Origin of the sequence: Burkholderia sp. Bmkn7 (genome assembly GCF_041103175.1) — a bacterium.
GTDB lineage: Bacteria > Pseudomonadota > Gammaproteobacteria > Burkholderiales > Burkholderiaceae > Burkholderia > Burkholderia cepacia.
This window is the reverse complement of sequence record NZ_JBGCUH010000003.1, coordinates 2,285,260-2,307,148: the sequence shown is the minus strand read 5'-3', so window position 1 is coordinate 2,307,148 and position 21,889 is coordinate 2,285,260. Positions and strand designations below refer to the sequence as shown.

The 21,889-nt window shown below is 65.9% G+C and carries 18 protein-coding genes; 16 read left to right on the top strand and 2 right to left on the bottom strand.

Annotated elements, in window-relative coordinates:
- The first annotated feature begins 7 nt into the window (after window positions 1-7).
- From hisS to AB3K92_RS32195, 13 genes are all read left to right on the top strand, one after another.
- Complete coding sequence (hisS, locus tag AB3K92_RS32255) at window positions 8-1,348, top strand: histidine--tRNA ligase (protein WP_027787236.1); 1,341 nt, start codon at window positions 8-10, stop codon at window positions 1,346-1,348.
- A gap of 55 nt (window positions 1,349-1,403) precedes the next feature.
- A complete protein-coding gene (locus tag AB3K92_RS32250; protein WP_021163115.1) occupies window positions 1,404-2,033 on the top strand; it encodes a tetratricopeptide repeat protein in 630 nt (209 codons plus the stop codon).
- A gap of 41 nt (window positions 2,034-2,074) precedes the next feature.
- Complete coding sequence (gene bamB, locus AB3K92_RS32245; RefSeq protein WP_042977620.1) at window positions 2,075-3,220, top strand: outer membrane protein assembly factor BamB; 1,146 nt, start codon at window positions 2,075-2,077, stop codon at window positions 3,218-3,220.
- Between the two features lie 245 nt (window positions 3,221-3,465).
- Window positions 3,466-4,803 (top strand): ribosome biogenesis GTPase Der, encoded by a 1,338-nt coding sequence (gene der / locus AB3K92_RS32240; protein WP_051392374.1) that lies wholly within the window; start codon window positions 3,466-3,468, stop codon window positions 4,801-4,803.
- Between the two features lie 155 nt (window positions 4,804-4,958).
- The gene (hfq, locus tag AB3K92_RS32235) at window positions 4,959-5,198 is read left to right on the top strand and encodes an RNA chaperone Hfq (RefSeq protein ID WP_006399927.1); all 240 of its coding nucleotides are present in this window, start codon (window positions 4,959-4,961) and stop codon (window positions 5,196-5,198) included.
- Between the two features lie 72 nt (window positions 5,199-5,270).
- Window positions 5,271-6,446 carry a GTPase HflX gene (hflX, locus tag AB3K92_RS32230; protein ID WP_175829770.1) on the top strand — a complete coding sequence of 392 codons (1,176 nt, stop codon included), beginning with the start codon at window positions 5,271-5,273 and terminating at the stop codon, window positions 6,444-6,446.
- A gap of 47 nt (window positions 6,447-6,493) precedes the next feature.
- Window positions 6,494-7,834 carry an FtsH protease activity modulator HflK gene (gene hflK, locus AB3K92_RS32225; protein WP_059651715.1) on the top strand — a complete coding sequence of 447 codons (1,341 nt, stop codon included), beginning with the start codon at window positions 6,494-6,496 and terminating at the stop codon, window positions 7,832-7,834.
- A 15-nt stretch (window positions 7,835-7,849) separates the two neighbouring features.
- Window positions 7,850-8,749 carry a protease modulator HflC gene (hflC, locus tag AB3K92_RS32220; protein ID WP_059494255.1) on the top strand — a complete coding sequence of 300 codons (900 nt, stop codon included), beginning with the start codon at window positions 7,850-7,852 and terminating at the stop codon, window positions 8,747-8,749.
- 36 nt (window positions 8,750-8,785) lie between these two features.
- Window positions 8,786-8,977, top strand: coding sequence for a DUF2065 domain-containing protein (locus AB3K92_RS32215; RefSeq protein WP_011352254.1), 192 nt, complete (start codon window positions 8,786-8,788; stop codon window positions 8,975-8,977).
- A gap of 103 nt (window positions 8,978-9,080) precedes the next feature.
- Complete coding sequence (locus AB3K92_RS32210; protein ID WP_021163122.1) at window positions 9,081-10,229, top strand: ATP phosphoribosyltransferase regulatory subunit; 1,149 nt, start codon at window positions 9,081-9,083, stop codon at window positions 10,227-10,229.
- A 113-nt stretch (window positions 10,230-10,342) separates the two neighbouring features.
- Window positions 10,343-11,689 carry an adenylosuccinate synthase gene (locus tag AB3K92_RS32205; protein WP_021163123.1) on the top strand — a complete coding sequence of 449 codons (1,347 nt, stop codon included), beginning with the start codon at window positions 10,343-10,345 and terminating at the stop codon, window positions 11,687-11,689.
- A 6-nt stretch (window positions 11,690-11,695) separates the two neighbouring features.
- The gene (locus tag AB3K92_RS32200) at window positions 11,696-12,292 is read left to right on the top strand and encodes a phosphoribosyltransferase (protein WP_021163124.1); all 597 of its coding nucleotides are present in this window, start codon (window positions 11,696-11,698) and stop codon (window positions 12,290-12,292) included.
- 276 nt (window positions 12,293-12,568) lie between these two features.
- A complete protein-coding gene (locus tag AB3K92_RS32195; RefSeq protein WP_021163125.1) occupies window positions 12,569-14,485 on the top strand; it encodes a potassium transporter Kup in 1,917 nt (638 codons plus the stop codon).
- A 22-nt stretch (window positions 14,486-14,507) separates the two neighbouring features.
- Here the strand turns inward: AB3K92_RS32195 and AB3K92_RS32190 are convergent, their stop codons facing one another.
- Window positions 14,508-15,536, bottom strand: a complete 1,029-nt coding sequence (locus tag AB3K92_RS32190; protein WP_059494262.1) for a sesquiterpene cyclase — start codon at window positions 15,534-15,536, stop codon at window positions 14,508-14,510.
- 413 nt (window positions 15,537-15,949) lie between these two features.
- Entirely contained in the window at window positions 15,950-18,274 is a 2,325-nt protein-coding gene (locus tag AB3K92_RS32185; protein WP_059489917.1) for a Tex family protein, read from the bottom strand.
- Between the two features lie 160 nt (window positions 18,275-18,434).
- On the opposite strand from AB3K92_RS32185, the gene AB3K92_RS32180 reads away from it, so the two are divergent.
- The 3 genes from AB3K92_RS32180 (at window position 18,435) to AB3K92_RS32170 (ending at window position 21,782) form a co-directional block, all read left to right on the top strand.
- Complete coding sequence (locus tag AB3K92_RS32180) at window positions 18,435-19,187, top strand: hypothetical protein (protein ID WP_059553332.1); 753 nt, start codon at window positions 18,435-18,437, stop codon at window positions 19,185-19,187.
- Between the two features lie 77 nt (window positions 19,188-19,264).
- Window positions 19,265-19,480, top strand: a complete 216-nt coding sequence (locus AB3K92_RS32175; protein WP_006478692.1) for a YdcH family protein — start codon at window positions 19,265-19,267, stop codon at window positions 19,478-19,480.
- A 55-nt stretch (window positions 19,481-19,535) separates the two neighbouring features.
- Window positions 19,536-21,782, top strand: a complete 2,247-nt coding sequence (locus tag AB3K92_RS32170; protein WP_021163130.1) for an ATP-dependent DNA helicase — start codon at window positions 19,536-19,538, stop codon at window positions 21,780-21,782.
- Window positions 21,783-21,889: the final 107 nt, after the last annotated feature.

The window sequence follows — 21,889 nt, the reverse complement described above, 5'->3', positions numbered from 1 at the left end:
ACACACGATGACTGAACAAAAACGCAAGATCGAGAAGCTCACCGGCGTCAAGGGCATGAACGACATCCTCCCGCAGGATGCCGGCCTTTGGGAGTTCTTCGAAGCCACCGTGAAATCGCTGCTGCGCGCATACGGCTACCAGAACATCCGCACGCCGATCGTCGAACACACGCAGCTCTTCACGCGCGGTATCGGCGAGGTCACGGACATCGTCGAGAAGGAGATGTACAGCTTCACCGACGCGCTGAATGGCGAGAACCTGACGATGCGCCCGGAAAATACCGCGGCGGTGGTGCGCGCGTCGATCGAGCACAACATGCTGTACGACGGCCCGAAGCGCCTGTGGTACATCGGTCCGATGTTCCGTCACGAGCGTCCGCAGCGCGGCCGCTATCGCCAGTTCCACCAGGTCGGCGTCGAGGCGCTCGGCTTCGCGGGCCCCGATGCGGATGCCGAGATCATCATGATGTGCCAGCGCCTGTGGGATGACCTCGGCCTGACCGGCATCAAGCTCGAGATCAACTCGCTCGGCCTCGCCGAAGAGCGTGCCGCGCACCGCGTCGAACTGATCAAGTACCTCGAGCAGTTCGCCGACGTGCTCGACGAGGATGCAAAGCGCCGTCTGTATACGAACCCGCTGCGCGTGCTCGACACGAAGAATCCCGCGCTGCAGGAAATCGCGCAGAACGCGCCGAAGCTGATCGACTTCCTCGGCGAAGAATCGCGCGCGCACTTCGAAGGGCTGCAGCGCCTGCTGCTCGCGAACAACATCCCGTTCAAGATCAACCCGCGTCTCGTGCGTGGTCTCGACTATTACAACCTGACCGTGTTCGAGTGGGTGACCGACAAGCTCGGCGCGCAGGGCACGGTCGCGGCCGGCGGTCGCTACGATCCGCTGATCGAGCAGCTCGGCGGCAAGCCGACCGCGGCGTGCGGCTGGGCGATGGGCATCGAGCGGATCCTCGAACTGCTGAAGGAAGAAGATCTCGCGCCCGAGCAGGAAGGCGTCGACGTGTACGTCGTGCACCAGGGCGAGACCGCGCGCGAACAGGCGTTCATCGCGGCCGAACGCCTGCGCGATACGGGCCTCGACGTGATCTTCCACTGCAGCGCGGACGGCGCACCGGCGAGCTTCAAGTCGCAAATGAAACGGGCCGACGCCAGTGGCGCCGCGTTCGCGGTGATCTTCGGCGAAGAGGAGGTTGCGAACGGTACGGTGGGCGTGAAGGCGCTGCGCGGTGCGGGCGGAGACGGGGAAAAGAACGTTCAGCAGACCGTACCGGTCGAAGGCTTGACCGAATTCCTAATCAATGCGATGGTTGCATCCGCCGAAGACGGCGACGACTGATCGCGCTGGCATCCGCTCGACAAGAAAGGCCTGAACAGGAAGGAATCGCTCGCCGATGAGTTATCACGACGAACAAGAATCGATTGAAAGTCTGAAGGCGTGGTGGGCCCGCTGGGGCAACCTCACCACGTGGATCGTGCTCGCGGCGCTCGTCGTCGCGGCCGGTTTCAATGGCTGGAACTACTGGCAGCGCCGTCAGGCTGCCGAGGCGTCCGGGCTGTACGAACAGGTCCAGAAGGCTGCCGCCGCGAACGACAAGGCGACGATGGCTCGCGCGGCCGCCGACATGGAAGCCAAGTTCGGCAGCACGCCGTATGCACAGATGACGGCGCTCTCCGCGGCAAAGACGCTGTACGCGGCCGGTGACACGGCAGGTGCGAAGGCGCAGCTGCAATGGGCCGTCGATCACGCCAAGGATGACGAGTACAAGCAGATCGCGAAGCTGCGCCTCGCGTCGCTGCTGCTCGACGAGAAGGCGTACGACGCGGGCCTCGCGCTGCTGTCGGGTACGCCGGTCGATGCATTCAAGGGCCTCGTGGCCGATCGCCGCGGCGATCTGCTTGCCGCGCAAGGCAAGACCGACGACGCGCGCGCCGCATACAAGCTCGCGCTCGACGGCCTGTCGAAGGACGACCAGTCTGCCCGCCAGCTCGTGCAGTTCAAGCTGGACGCGCTCGGCGGCTGAACCCCGGTCCCCTCAACCTCTTAACTCTGCCTCGCTAACCGATGAATTTGCTGAAACGTTACGCTGTGCCCGTTGCCTGCGCGGCGGCTGTCCTCGCATTGGCGGCCTGCTCGTCGTCGAAGGACGCGCGCCGCGTGCCGACGCCGCTCACCGAGTTCAAGCCCGTGATGGACGTGCAACAGGTCTGGAAGGCGAGCGTCGGCAAGGGCGGGCGCTACCTGTTCTCGCCGGTGGCCGTGGGCGACGCCGTCTATGCGGCGGGCGAAAACGGTTCGGTCGAGAAGATCGACGCGAAGACGGGCCAGACGGTCTGGCGCGCGAAGGTTGGCTCCGACCTGTCGGCCGGTGTCGGCAGCGACGGCAACCTGACCGCGGTCGGCGCGCTGAAGGGCGGCGTGTTCGTACTGGGCCCGGACGGCAAGCAACTGTGGAAGACCAGCGTGCAGGGCGAGATCTTCTCGCCGCCGCTCGTCGGCAACGGCCTGGTGGTCGTCCGCACGATCGACGGCCAGGTGGTCGCGTTCAACGCACAGACGGGCGAGCAGAAGTGGAACTACCGCAACCGCGCGGTGCCGCTGAACCTGCGTGTGTCGGCCGGCATGACGTTCGCCGGTGACGCGGCGGTGCTGGCGGGTTTCCCCGGCGGCGGGCTGGTCGCGATCAACCTGCAGACGGGCGAACCGTTCTGGCAGACGCCGGTGTCGTTCCCGAAGGGCGTGACCGAGGTCGAGCGCATCAACGACGTCAGCGGCCCGCCGACGCTCGTGGGTGCGGAAGCCTGCGCGGTGACGTTCCAGGGTCAGCTCGGCTGCTTCGATGCGAACTCGGGGCGCCCGCTGTGGGAAAAGCCGTTCTCGAGCCGCAGCGGCCTCGCACAGGACGATTCGGTCGTTGCCGGCGGCGACGACTGGTCGGTCGTGACCGCGTACGATGCCGCTTCGGGCAACCAGCTCTGGCGCAACGACAAGCTGAAGAGCCGCGACGTCGGCGTGCCGTACCTGCTGGGGCACGCGGTCGTGATGGGCGATTACAAGGGTTTCGTGCACTTCCTGTCGCGCGAAGACGGCAGCTTCATCGCGCGGATGAAGACCGACGGCAGCGCGATCACGGCGGCACCGGTCCTCGCGGGCAATACGCTCGTCGTGCAGACGAAGGACGGCGGCCTGTACGGATTCCGTCCGCGCTGACGCACAGGAAACATGCGCGACCGCAGCGCGACGGGCTCGTCCCGCGCGCCGTGGTCGTGCGACTTGAAGGCGGCCGGTGCTCCCGGCCGCTCGGTATTTGAAAGGCAGTTCGAGACGAAAGACGACGGCGCGCATCGCGCCAGGCGCGCGCATCCGGCGCGGCGCGAATTCGTGATATTTTCATTCAGCGCAGCCGCCCGCAGCAGCGGGCCTCCCGCTGCTGCGCTTCACCGTAGAAAACACAGATGAAACCGGTCATTGCCCTCGTTGGGCGCCCCAATGTGGGGAAATCCACGCTGTTCAACCGGCTCACGCGTTCGCGTGATGCGCTGGTCGCCGACTTGCCCGGCCTGACGCGCGATCGCCATTATGGCGAAGGGCGCGTCGGCGAGCGGCCGTACCTGGTCGTCGATACGGGCGGCTTCGAGCCTGTCGCGAAGGACGGCATCCTGCACGAGATGGCGCGCCAGACGCGTCAGGCGGTCGAGGAAGCCGACGTCGTCGTGTTCATCGTCGACGGCCGCAACGGGCTTGCGCCGCAGGACAAGTCGATCGCCGACTACCTGCGCAAGACCGGCCGGCCGATCTTCCTGGTCGTCAACAAGGCCGAGGGGATGAAGTACACGGCGGTCGCGACCGACTTCTACGAGCTCGGGCTCGGCGATCCGCGCGCGATCTCGGCCGCGCACGGCGACGGCGTGACCGACATGATCAACGAGGCGCTGGAGGTCGCGTATGCGGGCCAGCCGGAAGAGGAAGACCTCGACGATCCGTCGCGCGGCATCAAGATCGCGATCGTCGGCCGCCCGAACGTCGGCAAATCGACGCTCGTGAACGCGCTGATCGGCGAGGATCGCGTGATCGCGTTCGACATGCCGGGCACGACGCGCGATTCGATCTACGTCGACTTCGAGCGTAACGGCAAGAAATACACGCTGATCGACACGGCCGGCCTGCGGCGCCGCGGCAAGGTGTTCGAGGCGATCGAGAAATTCTCGGTCGTGAAGACCCTGCAGTCGATCTCCGACGCGAACGTCGTCATTCTTCTGCTGGATGCGCAGCAGGACATTTCCGACCAGGACGCGCACATCGCCGGCTTCGTCGTCGAACAGGGTCGCGCGCTCGTGATCGGCGTCAACAAGTGGGACGGGCTCGACGAGCATGCGCGCGATCGGGCGAAAGCGGATTTGACCCGCAAGCTGAAATTCCTCGACTTCGCGAAATCGCACTTCATTTCCGCCACGAAGAAGACCGGCATCGGCACGCTGATGCGCTCGGTCGACGACGCGTACGCGGCGGCAATGGCGAAGCTGCCGACGCCGAAGCTCACGCGCGCGCTGATCGAGGCAGTCGAGTTCCAGCAGCCGCGCCGTCGCGGCCCGGTGCGTCCGAAGCTGCGCTACGCGCACCAGGGCGGCCAGAATCCGCCGATCATCGTCATCCACGGCAACGCGCTCGACGCCGTGACGGAAACGTACAAGCGTTACCTGGAAAACCGGTTCCGCGAAACTTTCTCACTGACGGGGACTCCATTGCGCATAGAGTTCCGTTCGTCGAACAATCCGTACGCGGACAAGAGCTGAAGCACGCCTGTTACACGCGTTACACGAGGGGTAGGCCGCACGGCCTATGCCCCGGGTGGGCCAGGCAAAATCGGCTATAGTGTAGCGATTGGCGCCGGATCTCTTTTTCTTCGCCGCCAATCCAGATCAACCTGCAAAAAAAGATGGAGTACGCCATGAGCAACAAAGGGCAATTGTTACAAGACCCGTTTTTGAACGCACTGCGCAAAGAGCACGTTCCCGTTTCGATCTACCTCGTCAACGGCATCAAGCTTCAAGGGAACATTGAATCGTTCGACCAGTACGTCGTGTTGCTCCGTAATACGGTGACCCAGATGGTGTACAAGCACGCCATCTCGACGGTCGTGCCGGCGCGCCCGGTGAATTTCCACCCGGACGCGGAAGCCTCGTCCTAACCTATCGCAGCGGCCGGCATCCGGTCGCCGCGAGCGACCGATGCCAGCCGCCTTATCTTGACACCTGAAAATTTGATCAACGCAGCGCTCGTCGGCATCGATTTCGGCAAGACCGATTTCGAAGCCAGTCTCGAAGAACTCAGTCTTCTCGCCTCCAGTGCGGGGGCCCGTCCCGCCGTCACCCTCACGGGTCGTCGCTCCAGTCCCGATGCCAAGATGTTCATCGGCAGCGGCAAAGCCGAAGAACTCCGGCTCGCCTGCGACGCGCACAACGTCGAAATCGTCATCTTCAATCACGCATTGGCGCCGGCCCAGCAACGTAATCTGGAGCAGGCACTTAACAGGCGTGTGGTCGATCGCACCAGCCTCATCCTCGACATCTTCGCGCAGCGCGCCCGTAGCCACGAAGGCAAGCTGCAGGTCGAGCTCGCGCAGCTCCAGTACCTGTCGACGCGACTCATTCGCGCGTGGACCCACCTCGAACGGCAGAAGGGTGGTATCGGCCTGCGCGGCCCTGGCGAAACCCAGCTCGAAACCGACCGCCGGCTGATCGGCGAACGCATCAAGATGCTGAAGTCGCGGCTCGACCGGTTGCGCCGCCAGCACAGCACGCAGCGCCGGCAACGCGCGCGCAGCGGCACGATGTCGGTGTCGCTGGTCGGCTATACGAACGCGGGCAAGTCGACGCTGTTCAATGCGCTGACGAAAGCGCAGGCCTATGCGGCCGACCAGCTGTTCGCCACGCTCGACACGACGTCGCGGCGCGTGTACCTCGGCGACGAGGTCGGCCAGATCGTCGTGTCGGATACGGTCGGGTTCATCCGCGAGTTGCCTCACCAGCTGGTCGCCGCATTCCGCGCGACCCTCGAGGAAACGATTCACGCGGATCTGCTGTTGCACGTGGTCGATGCATCGAGCGCGGTCAGGCTCGAACAGATCGAGCAGGTCAACGGCGTGCTGCATGAGATCGGCGCGGACACGATCCGGCAGGTACTGGTGTTCAACAAGATCGACGCCGTGCCTGAGCTGGCGGCCCGCGGCGACGCGGTCGAGCGGGACGAGTATGGTAATATTTCGCGCGTCTTTTTGAGCGCGCGCACCGGTCAGGGTCTTGACGCGTTGCGTGCCGCCATCGCCGAAATCGCCTCCGCGGAACACCTTTCCAGCGCGACGTTACCCGACGGCGCGCTCGACGGCGCTCCCGCTGAACCACACGAAGACCACACGATTTCCGAACACGGGCGCTAACCGGTCCCGGCCGGTTCGCCGGCGTCTAATCTGGTGAACAAACTCTGGTGAACGAATACAACGAGCGGAGTACCTGGCGGCGGATGCGCGCCTTGCTGTCGATCAACGATCCCCGCTGGGGACGCGGCGAAGGCAATGGCAAAGACGGATCCCGTCCCCGTGCGAACGAATCGAAGCGTCCGCAAGGCGGCGACGGCGATGGTCCGCCCGATCTCGACGAGATGTGGCGCAACTTCAACCGGCGCCTGAACGGCCTTTTCGGCGGCAAGGGCGGCAATGGTTTTCGTCCTGACAACGGGCGGGCCGCGCGAGTCGGCGTAGGCATCGTGATCGGCGTGCTGGTCGCGGTCTACGCGGGCAGCGGGCTGTTCGTCGTGCAGGAAGGCCAGACAGGCGTCGTGCTGCAGCTCGGCAAGCTGTCGGGTACGGTCGGCCAGGGCGTGCACTGGCGCGCGCCGTATCCGTTCGCGTCGCACGAGATCGTCGACACGTCGCAGGTCCGCTCGATCGAGATCGGCCGCAACAACGTCGTGCGCCTCGCGAACGTGAAGGAAGCCGCGATGCTGACGCGCGATGCCGATATCGTCGACGTGCGCTTCATCGTCCAGTACCGGATCCGTTCCGCGACCGATTACCTGTTCCGCAGCGTCGATCCTGAGCGCAGCGTGTCGCAGGCCGCGCAGGCCGCGGTGCGTGCGATCGTCGGTACGCGCAGCGCGGCCGACGTGCTGAACCAGGACCGCGACGCGCTGCGCGAGCAGCTTTCCACCGCGATCCAGCGCGATCTCGACCGCTACCAGTCGGGACTCGAGGTGACGGCCGTCACGATGCAGAGCGTTGCGGCGCCCGAGCAGACGCAGGCCGCGTACGGCGAAGTCGCCAAGGCGCGCGACGAGCGCGAGGCCGCGAAGCGCGCCGCGCAGGCGTATGCAAACGACCTGCTGCCGAAGGCGCAGGGCGATGCCGCGAAGCTCGTCGACGAAGCAAAGGCGTATGCCGATCGCGTGGTCACGGAAGCCGAAGGCGATGCCGACCGCTTCAAGCAGGTCTATGCGCAGTACTCGAAGGCGCCTGCGGTGATCCGTGAGCGGATGTATCTCGAGACGATGCAGGAAATCTATTCGAACTCGACGAAGGTGTTCGTCGGCAACAAGGGCGGCAACAGCGTCGTTTACCTGCCGCTCGACAAGCTCGTCGAGCAGGGGCGACAAAACGCCGCGGCGTCCACGGGGGCATCCGCACCCGATGTGGCGTCGGCACCGGCGGCCGTCGCGCCGGCGGTAGCGGCGCCCGCGAGTGCGGCGTCGGCCGCGGCAGCGTCGGGCAACGACGTGCTGCGATCGCGCGAGGCGTTTCGCAGCCGGTCGCGCGAAGACGATCTGAAGTAACGGGGAGCGCAGAACATGAACCGAATCATTGCGCTCGTCGTCGCAATCGTGATCGTTGCCTTCGCGGCATCCTCGACAGTCCTTACCGTCGATCCGCGCCATGCGGCCGTGCTGTCGGGGCGCGACGGCGCGCAGCCTGAACTGGCCGGGCCTGGCATCCATTTCAAATTGCCGCCGCCGCTGCAGACGGCGACGCTGATCGACACGCGGCTTCAATCGCTCGAGTCTTCGGATCCGCTGCAAGTGGCGACTGAAGACAAGCACGATCTGCTCGTCGCCTATGCGGTGAAGTACCGGATCGGCGATCCGATGAAGTATTTCACGGCGACGGGGGGCGACCCGGCGGCCGCCAGCGAACGTCTGGCCGGCGCACTGAAGAGCGCACTCGGCGACGCGTTCGGCAAGCATGCGCTCGACGATGCGCTCGGCGGCCAGCGTGCGATCGCCGATGCGGCCCGCGACGAAGTGAAGGCAAAGGCGTCCGGTTTCGGCGTCGACGTGGTCGACGTCCAGCTGACGCGCGTCGACTTGCCCGCTGCGCAAACCGATGCCGTCTATCAGCGGATGATCGGCGCTCTGCGCGATCAGGCCGCGCAGGTGCGTGCGCAAGGCGCGGCCGACGTCGAGCAGATCAAGGCCGACGCCGAACGCGATCAGCAGGCCGTGCTCGCGAACGCGTACAAATCCGCGCAGACGATCAAGGGCGAGGGCGACGCGAAGGCCGCGACGATCGCCGCCGATGCGTTCGGCCGCGATCCGCAGTTCTATCAGTTCTACGCGAGCCTGCAGGCTTACCGGAACACGTTCAAGCGCAACGACATCATCGTCGTCGATCCCGACAGCGAGTTCTTCCGCTTCATGCGCAGCCCGACGGGCGGTGCCGCACCGGCGGCGGCTGCTCCCCGCAAACACTGACCTTGGGGCGCCGCGTCGAGCGGCGCCGTCGCTCGCATGGACCTGGCTGGCTCGTTGTTGCTCGCAGTAGCGCTGATGCTGATCATCGAGGGGGCGTTCCCCTTCGTGTTTCCCGTCGCCTGGCGCGACACGTTTCGTAGAATAGCTGAGCGGCCGCCGCATCATATCCGGATCGGCGGGCTGATCGTGATGGTGCTCGGGCTCATACTGCTGCTGCTCGCCACCTGATCCGGACGGCGCATCCGCCGTCCGTCCCGCCCGAATTCAGAATTTCCGATTCACATCGCGGCGCGCGTGGTCGCGCGCTGTTTCCCGTCGTAGGACCGTACCGATGTCGACCTGGTTACTTCCCGAGAATATCGCCGACGTGCTGCCGTCGGAAGCGCGCAAGATCGAGGAGCTGCGCCGCAGGCTGCTCGACCGCTTCCGTTCGTATGGCTACGAAATGGTGATGCCGCCGCTGCTCGAGTATCTCGAGTCGCTGCTGACGAGCGGCGGCGCCGACCTGCGCCTGCGCACCTTCAAGCTGGTCGACCAGCTGTCGGGCCGTACGCTCGGCCTGCGCGCGGACATCACGCCGCAGGTCGCGCGGATCGACGCCCACCTGTTGAACCGCCAGGGCGTGACGCGCCTCTGCTATGCGGGCCACGTGATGCATACGCGTCCGCGCGGCCTGCACGCGACGCGCGAGCAGATCCAGATCGGCGCCGAAATCTACGGGCATGCCGGGCTGGAGGCCGACCTCGAGATCCAGCAACTGATGCTCGATGCGCTGCATCTCGCAGGCCTGTCGCGGATCCGTCTCGATCTCGGCCACGCGGGCGTGCTCGCGGCGCTGCTGGCGCGCGACGCGCAGGCCGCGGAGCGTGGCGAGTCGCTGTACGACGCGCTGTCGGGCAAGGACGTGCCGTTGCTGAACGAACTGACCGACGATCTCGGCGCCGATACGCGCGCCGCGCTGCGCGCGCTGCCCCACCTCTATGGCGATGCGAGCGTGCTCGCCGAGGCGCGGACGCGGTTGCCGGTGCTGCCCGAAATCACGCGGGCGCTCGACGATCTGGCGCAACTCGCGGCGCAGGCGAAGGGTGCCGAAGTGGCGATCGATCTGGGCGATCTGCGCGGCTACGCGTATCACAGCGGCGCGATGTTCAGCGCCTACATCGACGGCGTGCCGAACGCGATCGCGCGCGGCGGCCGTTACGACCACGTCGGCCAGGCGTATGGTCGTGCGCGTCCGGCCACCGGCTTCTCGCTCGACCTGCGCGAGCTCGCCCGGATTTCGCCGGTCGAGGCTCGCGGTACCGCGATTCTCGCGCCGTGGGCGCAGGACGATGCGCTGAGCGCGGCCGTTGCGGCGCTGCGCGATGCGGGCGAGGTCGTGATCCAGGCACTGCCGGGCCATGATCACGTGCTCGACGAGTTCGCCTGCGACCGTTCGCTCGTCGAGCGCGGCGGCGCATGGGTGGTCGAACCCCGATAAACAGGCGTTCGCGGGACGTACTTCGGCGTGCATATCGTTGAAGCGAAACGGAAAAATTCGGAATCGCCCGCGAACATAGGTAGAATACGTTTTTAACCAGCTAACGAATCAACATGTCTGCCAGCGCAGTGAACGTGACTCCCGGGCGCAATGTCGTCGTCGTGGGAACGCAATGGGGTGATGAAGGCAAGGGCAAGATCGTCGACTGGCTGACGGACCACGCTAAGGGCGTCGTGCGTTTCCAGGGCGGTCACAACGCCGGCCACACCCTCATCATCGGCGGCAAGAAAACGATCTTGCGCCTCATTCCGTCGGGCATCATGCGTGAAGGCGTCGCCTGCTACATCGGCAACGGCGTCGTCCTGTCCCCCGAAGCACTGTTCAAGGAAATCGGCGAGCTGGAAGAGGCCGGCGTGAACGTGCGCGACCGCCTGTTCATTTCCGAAGCGACGACGCTGATCCTGCCGTACCACATCGCGATCGACCAGGCGCGCGAAGCGCGCAAGGGCGCGGGCAAGATCGGCACGACGGGCCGCGGCATCGGCCCCGCGTACGAAGACAAGGTCGGCCGCCGCGCGCTGCGCGTGCAGGACCTGTTCGACGCGAAGACCTTCGCCGACCGCCTGCGCGAAAACCTCGATTTCCACAACTTCGTGCTGACCCAGTACCTGGGCGGCGCGGCCGTCGATTTCCAGGCGACGCTCGACACGATGCTCGGTTATGCCGACCGCCTGAAGCCGATGGTGGCCGACGTGTCGCGCCGCCTGTACGACGCGAACAATGCGGGCCAGAACCTGCTGTTCGAAGGCGCACAAGGCACGCTGCTCGACATCGATCACGGTACCTATCCGTTCGTCACGTCGAGCAACTGCGTCGCGGGTGCGGCGTCGGCCGGCGCGGGCGTGGGCCCGCAGAAGCTCAACTACATCCTCGGTATCACGAAGGCGTATTGCACGCGCGTCGGCTCGGGCCCGTTTCCGAGCGAACTGTACGATGCGGACAACCCGCAGCGTCAGGACCAGGTCGGCGTCACGCTCGCGAACGTCGGCAAGGAATTCGGTTCGGTCACCGGCCGTCCGCGCCGCACGGGCTGGCTCGACGCGGCCGCGCTGCGCCGCTCGATCCAGATCAACGGCGTGTCGGGCCTGTGCATGACGAAGCTCGACGTGCTCGACGGCCTCGACGAAGTCAAGCTGTGCGTCGGCTACAAGATCGACGGCAAGGATGCGGACATCCTGCCGCGCGGTGCCGCCGACGTGGCCCGTTGCGAGCCCGTGTACGAAACGTTTGCCGGCTGGAAGGAAAGCACGGTCGGCATCAAGACGTGGGAAGCGCTGCCGGCAAACGCCCAGGCTTACCTGACCCGCGTCCAGGAAGTGGCCGGTGTGCCGGTCGACATGGTATCGACGGGCCCGGACCGCGACGAAACGATCCTGCTCCGCCATCCATTCAAGGTGTAACCCCAGATGACGCAGCAAATCACGATGACGGCGGCAGACTTGATGACCGATCCGCGCAACGACGACAAGAACCTGTGGGTAGGCTGGGACGAATATCACCGTCTCATCGAGCTGCTCGCGCTCCAGGTGCATGCATCGGGCTGGAAGTTCGACCAGATCCTGTGCCTCGCGCGCGGCGGCCTGCGCGTCGGCGATCAACTGTCGCGCATCTACGACGTGCCGCTCGCGATCCTCGCGACGAGTTCGTACCGGGAAGCGGCCGGCACGGAGCAGGGCGAGCTCGACATCGCGCAGTACATCACGATGACGCGCGGCAACCTGGCGGGCAACGTGCTGCTGGTCGACGATCTCGTGGATTCGGGCGTCACGCTTGCGCGCGTGCAGGAGCACCTGAAGGAGCGCTACCCGTCCGTGACGGCCGTGCGTTCTGCCGTGCTCTGGTACAAGGGTTGCTCGAAGGTCAAGCCCGACTATCACACGCAGTATCTGCCGACGAATCCGTGGATTCATCAGCCGTTCGAGGAGTGGGACACGGTTCGCCCGCACAACCTCGAGGCGTGGATCAAGCGCGGTCGCGCCCAGCGCGACGGTTCGGGCGCGTAAGCGGCCGGCCAATCGAAGGAAAGCCTTGTACGGCGCCGCTTGCGGCGCCGTTTTTCATTGGGGCGCCATGCACGCCGGCGGCGCGCGGGCCGCGGATCCGGTAGGCAGACGGCGCTGCCCCGGCTATGATTGGCAGCCCTGCCACAGCTTGCGCCGGATTGCATGCATGGCGTGGCTCACGTGGTTCCATGGCAACAGAGCAGGGCGGCGTTTCAAGGGGGCGCGAGTAGAATAGCGCTCGTTTTGTCCGACCCGGACCCGATTATTACGCTTCATATGAACGACACGATCCACGCGACCGACGCAGCACACGCGCCGCATTCGACGCAGCAACACTCGATGCGGGCGCTAGCGATAGCAGCCATCGGCGTCGTGTTCGGCGACATCGGCACCAGCCCGCTGTATTCGCTCAAGGAGGCGTTCAGCCCCGCACACGGCATTCCGCTCACCGAAGGGTCGATCCTCGGCGTGATCTCGCTGCTGTTCTGGGCAATCATCCTGGTGGTCGGCATCAAGTACCTGCTGTTCGTGATGCGGGCGGACAACAACGGCGAAGGCGGCGTGCTCGCGCTGATGGCGCTGTCGTTGCGGCCTCTCGACTCGAAGACCCGCGTCGCGGGCGCGCTGATGGCGCTCGGGATATTCGGCGCATGCATGTTCTACGGGGACGCGGTGATCACGCCGGCGATCTCGGTGATGTCGGCGGTCGAAGGTCTCGAGATCGCGACGCCGCACCTGTCCCATCTCGTGATGCCGATCACGATCGTGATCCTGATCGCGCTGTTCTGGATCCAGCGCCACGGTACCGCGCTGGTCGGCAAGCTGTTCGGCCCGATCATGGTGCTGTGGTTCGTTGTGATTGCCGCGCTCGGCGTGTACCACATCGTGCGCGTGCCGGGCATCATGGCGGCCATCAACCCGTATTACGCCGCGTCGTTCATGTCGGAGCATGTGCTGCAGGCCTATGTCGTGCTCGGCTCGGTCGTGCTGGTGCTGACCGGTGCGGAAGCGCTTTACGCGGACATGGGCCACTTCGGCGCGAAGCCGATCCGCATCGCCGCGTACGGGCTCGTGATGCCGTCGCTCGTGCTGAACTACTTCGGCCAGGGCGCGCTGCTGATCCAGAACCCGAAGGCGATCGAGAACCCGTTCTTCCTGCTGGCACCCGAATGGGGGCTGCTGCCGCTCGTCGTGCTGTCGACGGTCGCGACCGTGATCGCGTCGCAGGCGGTGATCTCGGGCGCGTATTCGCTGACGTCGCAGGCCATCCAGCTCGGCTACGTGCCGCGCATGAAAGTGCTGCATACGTCGGAACTGGCGATCGGCCAGATCTACGTGCCGGTCGTGAACTGGCTGCTGCTGTTCGTGATCCTCTGCATCGTCATCGGCTTCAAGAGCTCGGACAACCTCGCGGCTGCGTACGGCATCGCGGTGACGGCGACGATGGTGATCACGACCGTGCTCGCCGCAGTCGTGATGGTGAAGGTATGGAACTGGAACCGGCTGCTGGTCGGCGCGATCATCGCCGTGTTCCTCGCGGTCGATCTCGGCTTTTTCGGCGCGAACCTGCTGAAGGTTGCGCAGGGCGGCTGGCTGCCGCTCGGCATCGGCGCGTTGCTGTTCTTCCTGCTGATGACCTGGTACAAGGGGCGTCACATCGTCAAGGAGCGCACGGCCGCCGACGGTATTCCGCTCGAGCCGTTCCTGCAGGGCCTGCTCGCACATCCGCCGCATCGTGTGTCGGGCACCGCGATCTACCTGACCGGCAACGACAAGCTCGTGCCCGTCAGCCTGCTGCACAACCTGAAACACAACAAGGTGCTGCATGAGCGGACCATTTTCCTCACGTTCGTGACGCGCGATTTTCCCTACGTGCGCGACGACAAGCGCCAGACCGCGCGTGATGCGGGCGGCGGGCTGTACATCGTGAAGGCCGAGTACGGCTTCAACGAGACGCCCGACGTGAAGGCCGTGCTCGAGGAATTCGGCCGCACGCACGACATGACGTTCGAACTGATGGACACGTCGTTCTTCCTCGCGCGCGAAACGGTCGTGCCGACGCATCTGCCCGGGATGTCGATCTGGCGTGAGCGCGTGTTCGCGTGGATGCACCAGAACGCGGCGAAGCCGACCGACTTCTTCTCGATTCCGGCGAACCGCGTGGTCGAGCTCGGCACGAAGATCGAAATCTGACCGGGTGCGGCGCGCGGGTCGTTCAGCCGCGCGCCGCCGAGTCCGCCGACCAGGCAATCAGGCCGCGATCGTCCGCATCGCCGGCCGCGGCCGCAGCCGTATAGCGCTGCGTATCCCGCGCAACCCAATCCAGATAACCGCGTATCCAGTATCGGCAGCCGTCGACAAGGCCGCGCACGCGCGTGTCGGCATGCTGGGCGAGTGCATCGGCGCAGAGGACGAATGCGCTGATCTCGGCGCGCACACGCTCGGCCGTGTAGTCGACGCTGGCCTGCAGCGTATGGCCGCGGGAAGCGTGGATCATCACCATGTTCCGGAACTGCCCGGGCTGGCACGCTTCGACGCCAACGCTCTGGATGTCGTTGCTCCAGCAGACGATATGGTTCGCGTGCCGGAACAGTGTCTGGATTTCCGGCCGATGGAACGTATCGGGCGGGACGGCACCGGCATTGGCCGCGTCCGCCAGCGCGAGGCAAGGATTCATCCCGCTCGTGTGACGCCGGATCGTTTCGTATTGCTGCACTGCGATCGGCTCGGCCCTCAGGTGGCCGATAATCTGCAGTCCGGCCGTGGTGGCCCACAGGCGCATGCCTTGTGCGAAGCGCGCGAAATGTTCGGCCGACAGGCGTGCGCGCAGGCGCTGGCACACATCGAGCCATGCTCGCTCGCCATATATGGGCTGGGGGCCGGTACATTCGTAGTCGAGCACATCGATCATCGCGGTCAGATTGCGCAACGTATCGGGGCCGACCGGCTCGACGCGATCGACGAACAGGTCGTCGACGAGAAAGAACCACACGAAATAATCGGCGAGCGCCTGCAGCAGGGAAGGATCGGCGTTCGGGTAACAGCGCGCGGCGAGCCAGCCGTATCGGGTGCGTACGACGCGTTCCCGGTAGGCATCGCTGATGAGCAGGCCGTATGCGTCGGCCCACTCGAGCATGCGCGATTCGATTCGCTCGACGTGCGGTGAACAGGCGCCGGCCCACGGCACGTCGAAAACGGGCACGCGCAATGCGGCCAGTTCGGTTTTCAGATGATCGTCTGTCATGGTTCCCCGATCCATTTTCGCGAATCCGTCCCGGTTCGCCGGTCAGGCGAATACCGGATGCAATGCGTCGCGAATCGACTGCAAAAAAGCGAGACCGAAATACGGGAGGCAGGATATTCACCGGGCATGCGAGCGCCGCGGAGAACGCTGTCGCTGAACGGCAAGATCCCTGCCCAATACAGAAGCATCAAAATACGGCCGTTCGAAAACTTATTTTATGTGTCGCTTGTGAAGCGTCAAGAAAACGCATGTCGCAATGCGGATTGTTTAATTTGCCGATTAAACGCAGGGGAATGGCGATGGAAACGCGCATATTCGGTTTTCATCCCGGATATCGGAAATGCAAACGACGACTCAATAAAAAACCCGCCGGGAGGCGGGTTTTTTTGTGCGGCGACGCCTTTTTTGCGTGCTCAGCGCTTCAGCTTCGCGAACGCCGCGGCCATTGCGCCGGCCGGTTCCGGCTCGCGCGAACGCTGCGGGCGGGCAGCGCCGCGCCCCGCGTTGCCGCGGTCCTGGCTGCTGCGCGACGACATGCCAGGCGCTGCTGCCTCGTCGTCGAGGCGCATCGTCAGCGCAATCCGCTGGCGTTTCACGTCGACGTCGAGCACCTTCACCTTGACGACCTGGCCGGCCTTCACGACTTCGTGCGGGTCCTTGATGAACTTCGTCGACATCGCGGACACATGGACGAGCCCATCCTGGTGCACGCCGATATCCACGAACGCGCCGAACGCGGCGACGTTCGTCACGACGCCTTCGAGCGTCATGCCTGGCACGAGATCCGACACCTTCTCGACGCCTTCGCGGAACGTGGCCGTCTTGAATTCCGGACGCGGATCGCGGCCCGGCTTCTCCAGTTCGGACAGGATGTCGCGCACGGTCGGCAGGCCGAAACGTTCGTCAACAAATTCCGTCGGGGACAGGCCCGACAGCGCTTCGCGGTTGCCGAGCACGTCGTCGATGCGCTTGCTGATCTTCGCGAGCATCCGCTCGACGACCGGATACGCTTCCGGGTGCACCGACGAGCGGTCGAGCGGATTCTCGCCGCCGTTGATGCGCAGGAAGCCGGCGGCCTGTTCGAAGGTCTTGTCGCCGAGGCGCGGAACCTTGCGCAGGTGCTCGCGCGACGGGAACGGGCCGTTTGCGTCGCGGTAGTCGACGATGTTGCGCGCGAGCGTCGCGTTCAGGCCCGACACGCGCGCCAGCAGCGCGGCCGACGCGGTGTTCGCGTCGACGCCGACCGCGTTCACGCAATCCTCGACGACCGCGTCGAGCGAGCGGGCCAGTTCGCGCTGGTTCACGTCGTGCTGGTACTGGCCGACGCCGATCGCCTTCGGCTCGATCTTCACGAGCTCGGCGAGCGGGTCCTGCAGGCGGCGCGCGATCGATACGGCGCCGCGCAGCGACACGTCCATGTCGGGGAATTCCTTCGCCGCGAGTTCGGACGCCGAGTAGACCGACGCGCCGGCTTCCGACACGACGATTTTCTGCAGGCGCAGCTCCGGATGTTTTGCGATCAGTTCGCTCGCGAGCTTGTCGGTTTCGCGCGATGCGGTGCCGTTGCCGATGCTGATCAGCTCGGCCTGCGTTTGCGCGGCGAGGCGCGCGAGTTTTGCGATCGAGCCGTCCCAGTCGCGGCGCGGCTCGTGCGGGTAGATCGTGTCGGTCGCGAGCACCTTGCCGGTGCGGTCGACGACCGCGACCTTCACGCCCGTGCGCAGGCCGGGGTCGAGACCGATCACGGCCTTCGGGCCGGCCGGCGCGGCCAGCAGCAGGTCGTTCAGGTTGCGCGCGAACACGCGGATCGCTTCGGTTTCGGCCGTTTCGCGAAGCTGCGTGAGGAGTTCGTTCTCGATGTGCGGCTGCACCTTCACGCGCCAGCACCAGCGGCATACGTCGGACAGCCATTTGTCGGCCGGGCGGTTCTGGTTCGCGATGCCGAAATGGCGCGCGATCATCGCCTCGCCGGGATGCGGCACCTGGGCGTCGAGCTCTTCGCCAAGGCCGAGCTTGATCGTCAGCACGCCCGCGTTGCGGCCGCGGAACAGTGCGAGGGCGCGGTGTGACGGCACGGTCCTGATCGTTTCCGCGTAGTCGTAATAGTCGCGGAATTTCTCGCCTTCCTCGTTTTCCTTGCCCTCGACGACGGCCGACGACACGACGCCCTGGCTGTGCAGGTAGTCGCGCAGCTTGCCGAGCAGCTCGGCCGTTTCGCCGAACTGTTCGGACAGGATGTCGCGCGCGCCGTCGAGCGCGGCCTTCACGTCGGCGACGCCCTTGTCGGCGTCGACGTACGCGGCCGCCTCGGCCTGCGGGTCGAGCAGCGGGTTCGCGAGCAGGGCCTGTGCGAGCGGCTCGAGGCCGGCTTCGCGGGCGATCTGTGCACGGGTGCGGCGCTTCGGCTTGTACGGCAGATAAAGGTCTTCGAGCACCTGCTTGCTGTCGGCCGCGTCGATCGCGGCGCGCAGCTCGTCGGTCAGCTTGCCCTGTTCGTCGATGCTCGACAGGATCGCCGCGCGGCGGTCCTCGAGCTCGCGCAGATACAGGAGGCGCTCCTCGAGCTGGCGCAACTGCGTGTCGTCCAGGTTGCCGGTCACTTCCTTGCGGTACCGGGCAATGAACGGAACGGTCGAGCCTTCGTCGAGGAGTTGCACGGCCGCCGCGACCTGGCGCGGCTGGACGGACAGTTCGGTGGCGATGCGCTGTACGATCTTGAGTGCTACGGTTTCCGTCATGTCGTGGATGATCTGCCTGCTGAAATCGCGGCGCGGGCCGGCAGGCCCGAAGCGGCGGGCTGCGTGGCGGGCCCGACGGGCCAGATGCCGCGGGTGAGTGAAGCGGGGCATTTTGCCATAAATGGCGGAGCGTCCAGCCGGGGGTGATAGAATTTGACACATGTCCCGCAGCTTTCCTACGACGTTGCCAACTTCCCGAATTTCTCTCGTCGCGCTCGGCGCAGCGCTCGCCGCGGCTTTGTCTGCCGGGCCTTCCGGTGCGTTCGCGCAAGCTTCGGGCGCCACCGCGCCGGCCGCCGCCGCGGCCGCACCCGTGACGGCCACGGCCGCGCCGGATTTCGACGCCCGTCAAAAAGTGCTCAATCAACGCTCCGCGGAAAACGATTATCGTTATGCGGTGGCCGAGCACGATTGCTACAGCAAGTTCTTCGTCAATCACTGTCTCGGCAAGGCGCGTGACCAGATGCGCGACGAGCGGGCGAGCATCCGCCAGGAGCAGCTCGCGCTCAACGACGAGCAGCGGGCGGTGCGCGCGCAGCAGCGCGACCAGCAGCAGGCGCTGAAGCAGGCGCAGGACGCGGCGGAAGCGCCGCAGCGCGCGGCGAACGACGCGGCAAACGCCGCTGCGTTCCGCGACAAGCAGGAGCAGAATGCGCTGAAGCAGGCGCAGCGCGGCGCGGAAGGGCCGCAGCGCGCGGCGAACAAGCAGGCGTACGACCAGAAGCAGGGCGACTTCCAGCGCAAGCTCGACCAGGCGCACCAGCAGGCCGCGCAGAAGGCGCAGGAGCGGGCGGACAACGCGGCGCGCTACGAGCAGAAGCAGAAGGAAGCCGAGCAGCACAAGGCCGATGTCGAGCGGCGTCAGAAGGAAGCGACCGAAAAGGCGCAGCAGAAGCAACAGCAGGGGCAGTAACGTGTTGGATTGATCCGGAATCAGTCTCGTGCGCGCTGGCACGCCAGCCGGCGCGCTGCTTCGATGAGGAGGCAACTATGCAAAACCGTCACACGGAACAGCAGCAGGAATTGCACAACCGTTTGGCTGCATTGCAGGAGCAGCACCAGCAGCTCGCTCGGGAGATCGAGCTGAAGGAAGGACACTCCGACATCGACGACATCACGCTGCACCGGCTGAAGAAGGAAAAGCTGGCGGCCAAGGACAAAATCATTTTGCTGCAATCGCAGCTGGAACCGGATAAGCGCGCCTGAGCGCGGCCTGGCAAGCGCCGGCGCCGCCCGGGCGCTGGACACAGGAACGCTTGCCTTGAATTCACCGCTTGAAGCCACCCCCGATGCCCGGCGCGACGAGTCGTCCGCCGGGCGCGCTCGTGCGCCCGAAGGCACCTTTGAACTGAGCCGCAAGCGCGTCGACGAACTCGACACGATTTTCGGCGAGGGCGGATTGCTCGCGCGCGCGCTCGACGGCTATCGGCCGCGTACCTCGCAGATCGAGATGGCGCGCGCCGTCGCGTCCGCGATGGAGGCGTCCGCTCGCCGGATGCCCGAGCCCGAGATCTTCGAAACCCGCAAGCGGCCGGCGCGTCGCCTCGGCGACGGCGACAAGGCGGCCGAGCCGGGCGCGGACGCCGCCGCAGCCGAGCCCGACAGCGATGCCGGGGACAACACGCTGATCGTCGAGGCCGGCACGGGGACGGGCAAGACCTATGCGTACCTCGTGCCCGCGATGCTGTGGGGCGGCAAGGTGATCGTGTCGACCGGCACGAAACACCTGCAGGACCAGCTGTTCCAGCGCGACATCCCGACCGTGCGCAACGCGCTGGCGGTGCCGGTGTCGGTCGCGATGCTCAAGGGGCGCGCAAACTACCTGTGCCACTACTACCTGCAACGCACGGCCGACAACGGCCGGCTGCCGTCGCGGCAGGATACGGCCTACCTGCAGGAAATCGTCCGTTTCGCGAAGATCACGAAGAGCGGCGACAAGGCCGAGCTCGCGAGCGTGCCGGAAACGGCACCCGTCTGGTCGATGGTCACGTCGACGCGCGACAACTGCCTTGGCCAGGAATGCCCGCACTACAAGGAATGTTTCGTGATGCAGGCGCGGCGCGAGGCGCAGCAGGCCGACGTCGTCGTCGTCAACCACCACCTGTTCTTTGCGGACATCATGCTGCGCGACACGGGGATGGCCGAGCTGCTGCCGAACGCGAACACGGTCATCTTCGACGAAGCGCACCAGTTGCCGGAAACGGCGACGCTGTTCTTCGGCGAGACGCTGTCGACGACGCAGATTCTCGAACTCGCACGCGACACGGTAGCCGAAGGCCTGAGCCATGCGCGCGACGCGGTCGAATGGGTGAAGCTCGGCGGCGATCTCGAGCGCGCGGCGCGCGACTTGCGCCTGGCGTTCGCGAACGACCAGATCGTCCGGATGTCGCTCGCCCAGCTCGGCGACGATCACCCGATGTTCGGCGCGCTCGACGCGCTCGAGGCCGCGCTCGACGCGCTTGCGTCGGCGCTTGCCAGCCAGGCCGAACGGGCGGAATCGCTCGGCGCGTGCCTGCGGCGCGCACGCGAACTGCAGGACCTGCTGGCCGGCTGGGTCGCGCCCGGCGCGACGGAGGCGGCCGCGAAGGCCGACGCGGCGGCGGCCGGCGACAAGGCGGCATCCGACGGTGATCCGAACGAGAAGGTGCGCTGGGTCGAAGTGTTCGCGCACACGGTCCAGCTGCACGAAACGCCGCTGTCGGTCGCGCCGATCTTTGCCAAGCAGCGCGCGGGTGTGCCGCGTGCATGGGTGTTTACGTCGGCCACGCTGTCGGTGCGCGGCGATTTCACGCACTACGCGGCACAGATGGGCCTCAGCTCGCGTCGCTCGATGACGCTCGCGAGCCCGTTCGACTACCAGTCGCAAGGGCTGCTGTACGTGCCGCGCAACCTGCCGCAACCGTCTTCGCCGGCGTTTACCGATGCCGTCTTCGACGCCGCGCTGCCGGCGATCGAGGCGTCCGGTGGCGGCGTCTTCATGCTGTGCACGACGCTGCGCGCGGTCGACCGGATCGCGTCGAAGCTGCGCGACGTGATCGAATCGCGCGGCTGGAACACGCCGCTGCTCGTGCAGGGCGATGCGAGCCGTACCGAACTGCTCGACCGTTTCCGTGCATACGGCAATGCGATCCTGGTCGGCAGCCAGAGTTTCTGGGAAGGCGTCGACGTGCGCGGCGATGCGCTGTCGCTCGTCGTGATCGACAAGCTGCCGTTCGCGCCGCCGGACGATCCGGTGCTCGCCGCGCGCCTCGATGCGCTGACGAAGAAGGGGCTGAGCCCGTTCGCCGTGCACCAGTTGCCGCAGGCCGTGATCACGCTGAAGCAGGGCGCGGGCCGGCTGATTCGCGCGGAGACGGATCGCGGCGTGCTGATGATCTGCGACACGCGGCTCGTCGACAAGCCCTACGGGCGCCGGATCTGGCAGAGCCTGCCGCCGTTCAAGCGGACTCGCGAGATCGCGGTCGTCCAGGACTTCTTCGACGAGCACCGTTCCGCAAAGCGCACGTGACGACGCGCGCGGCGCTCGTCGCGCGCTTGCACCGACGCTGCCTGAGCGCGGCGCCAATAAAAAACCCGGCTCGACGGCCGGGTTTTTTGTTCGTGCAGCGGGCGCTG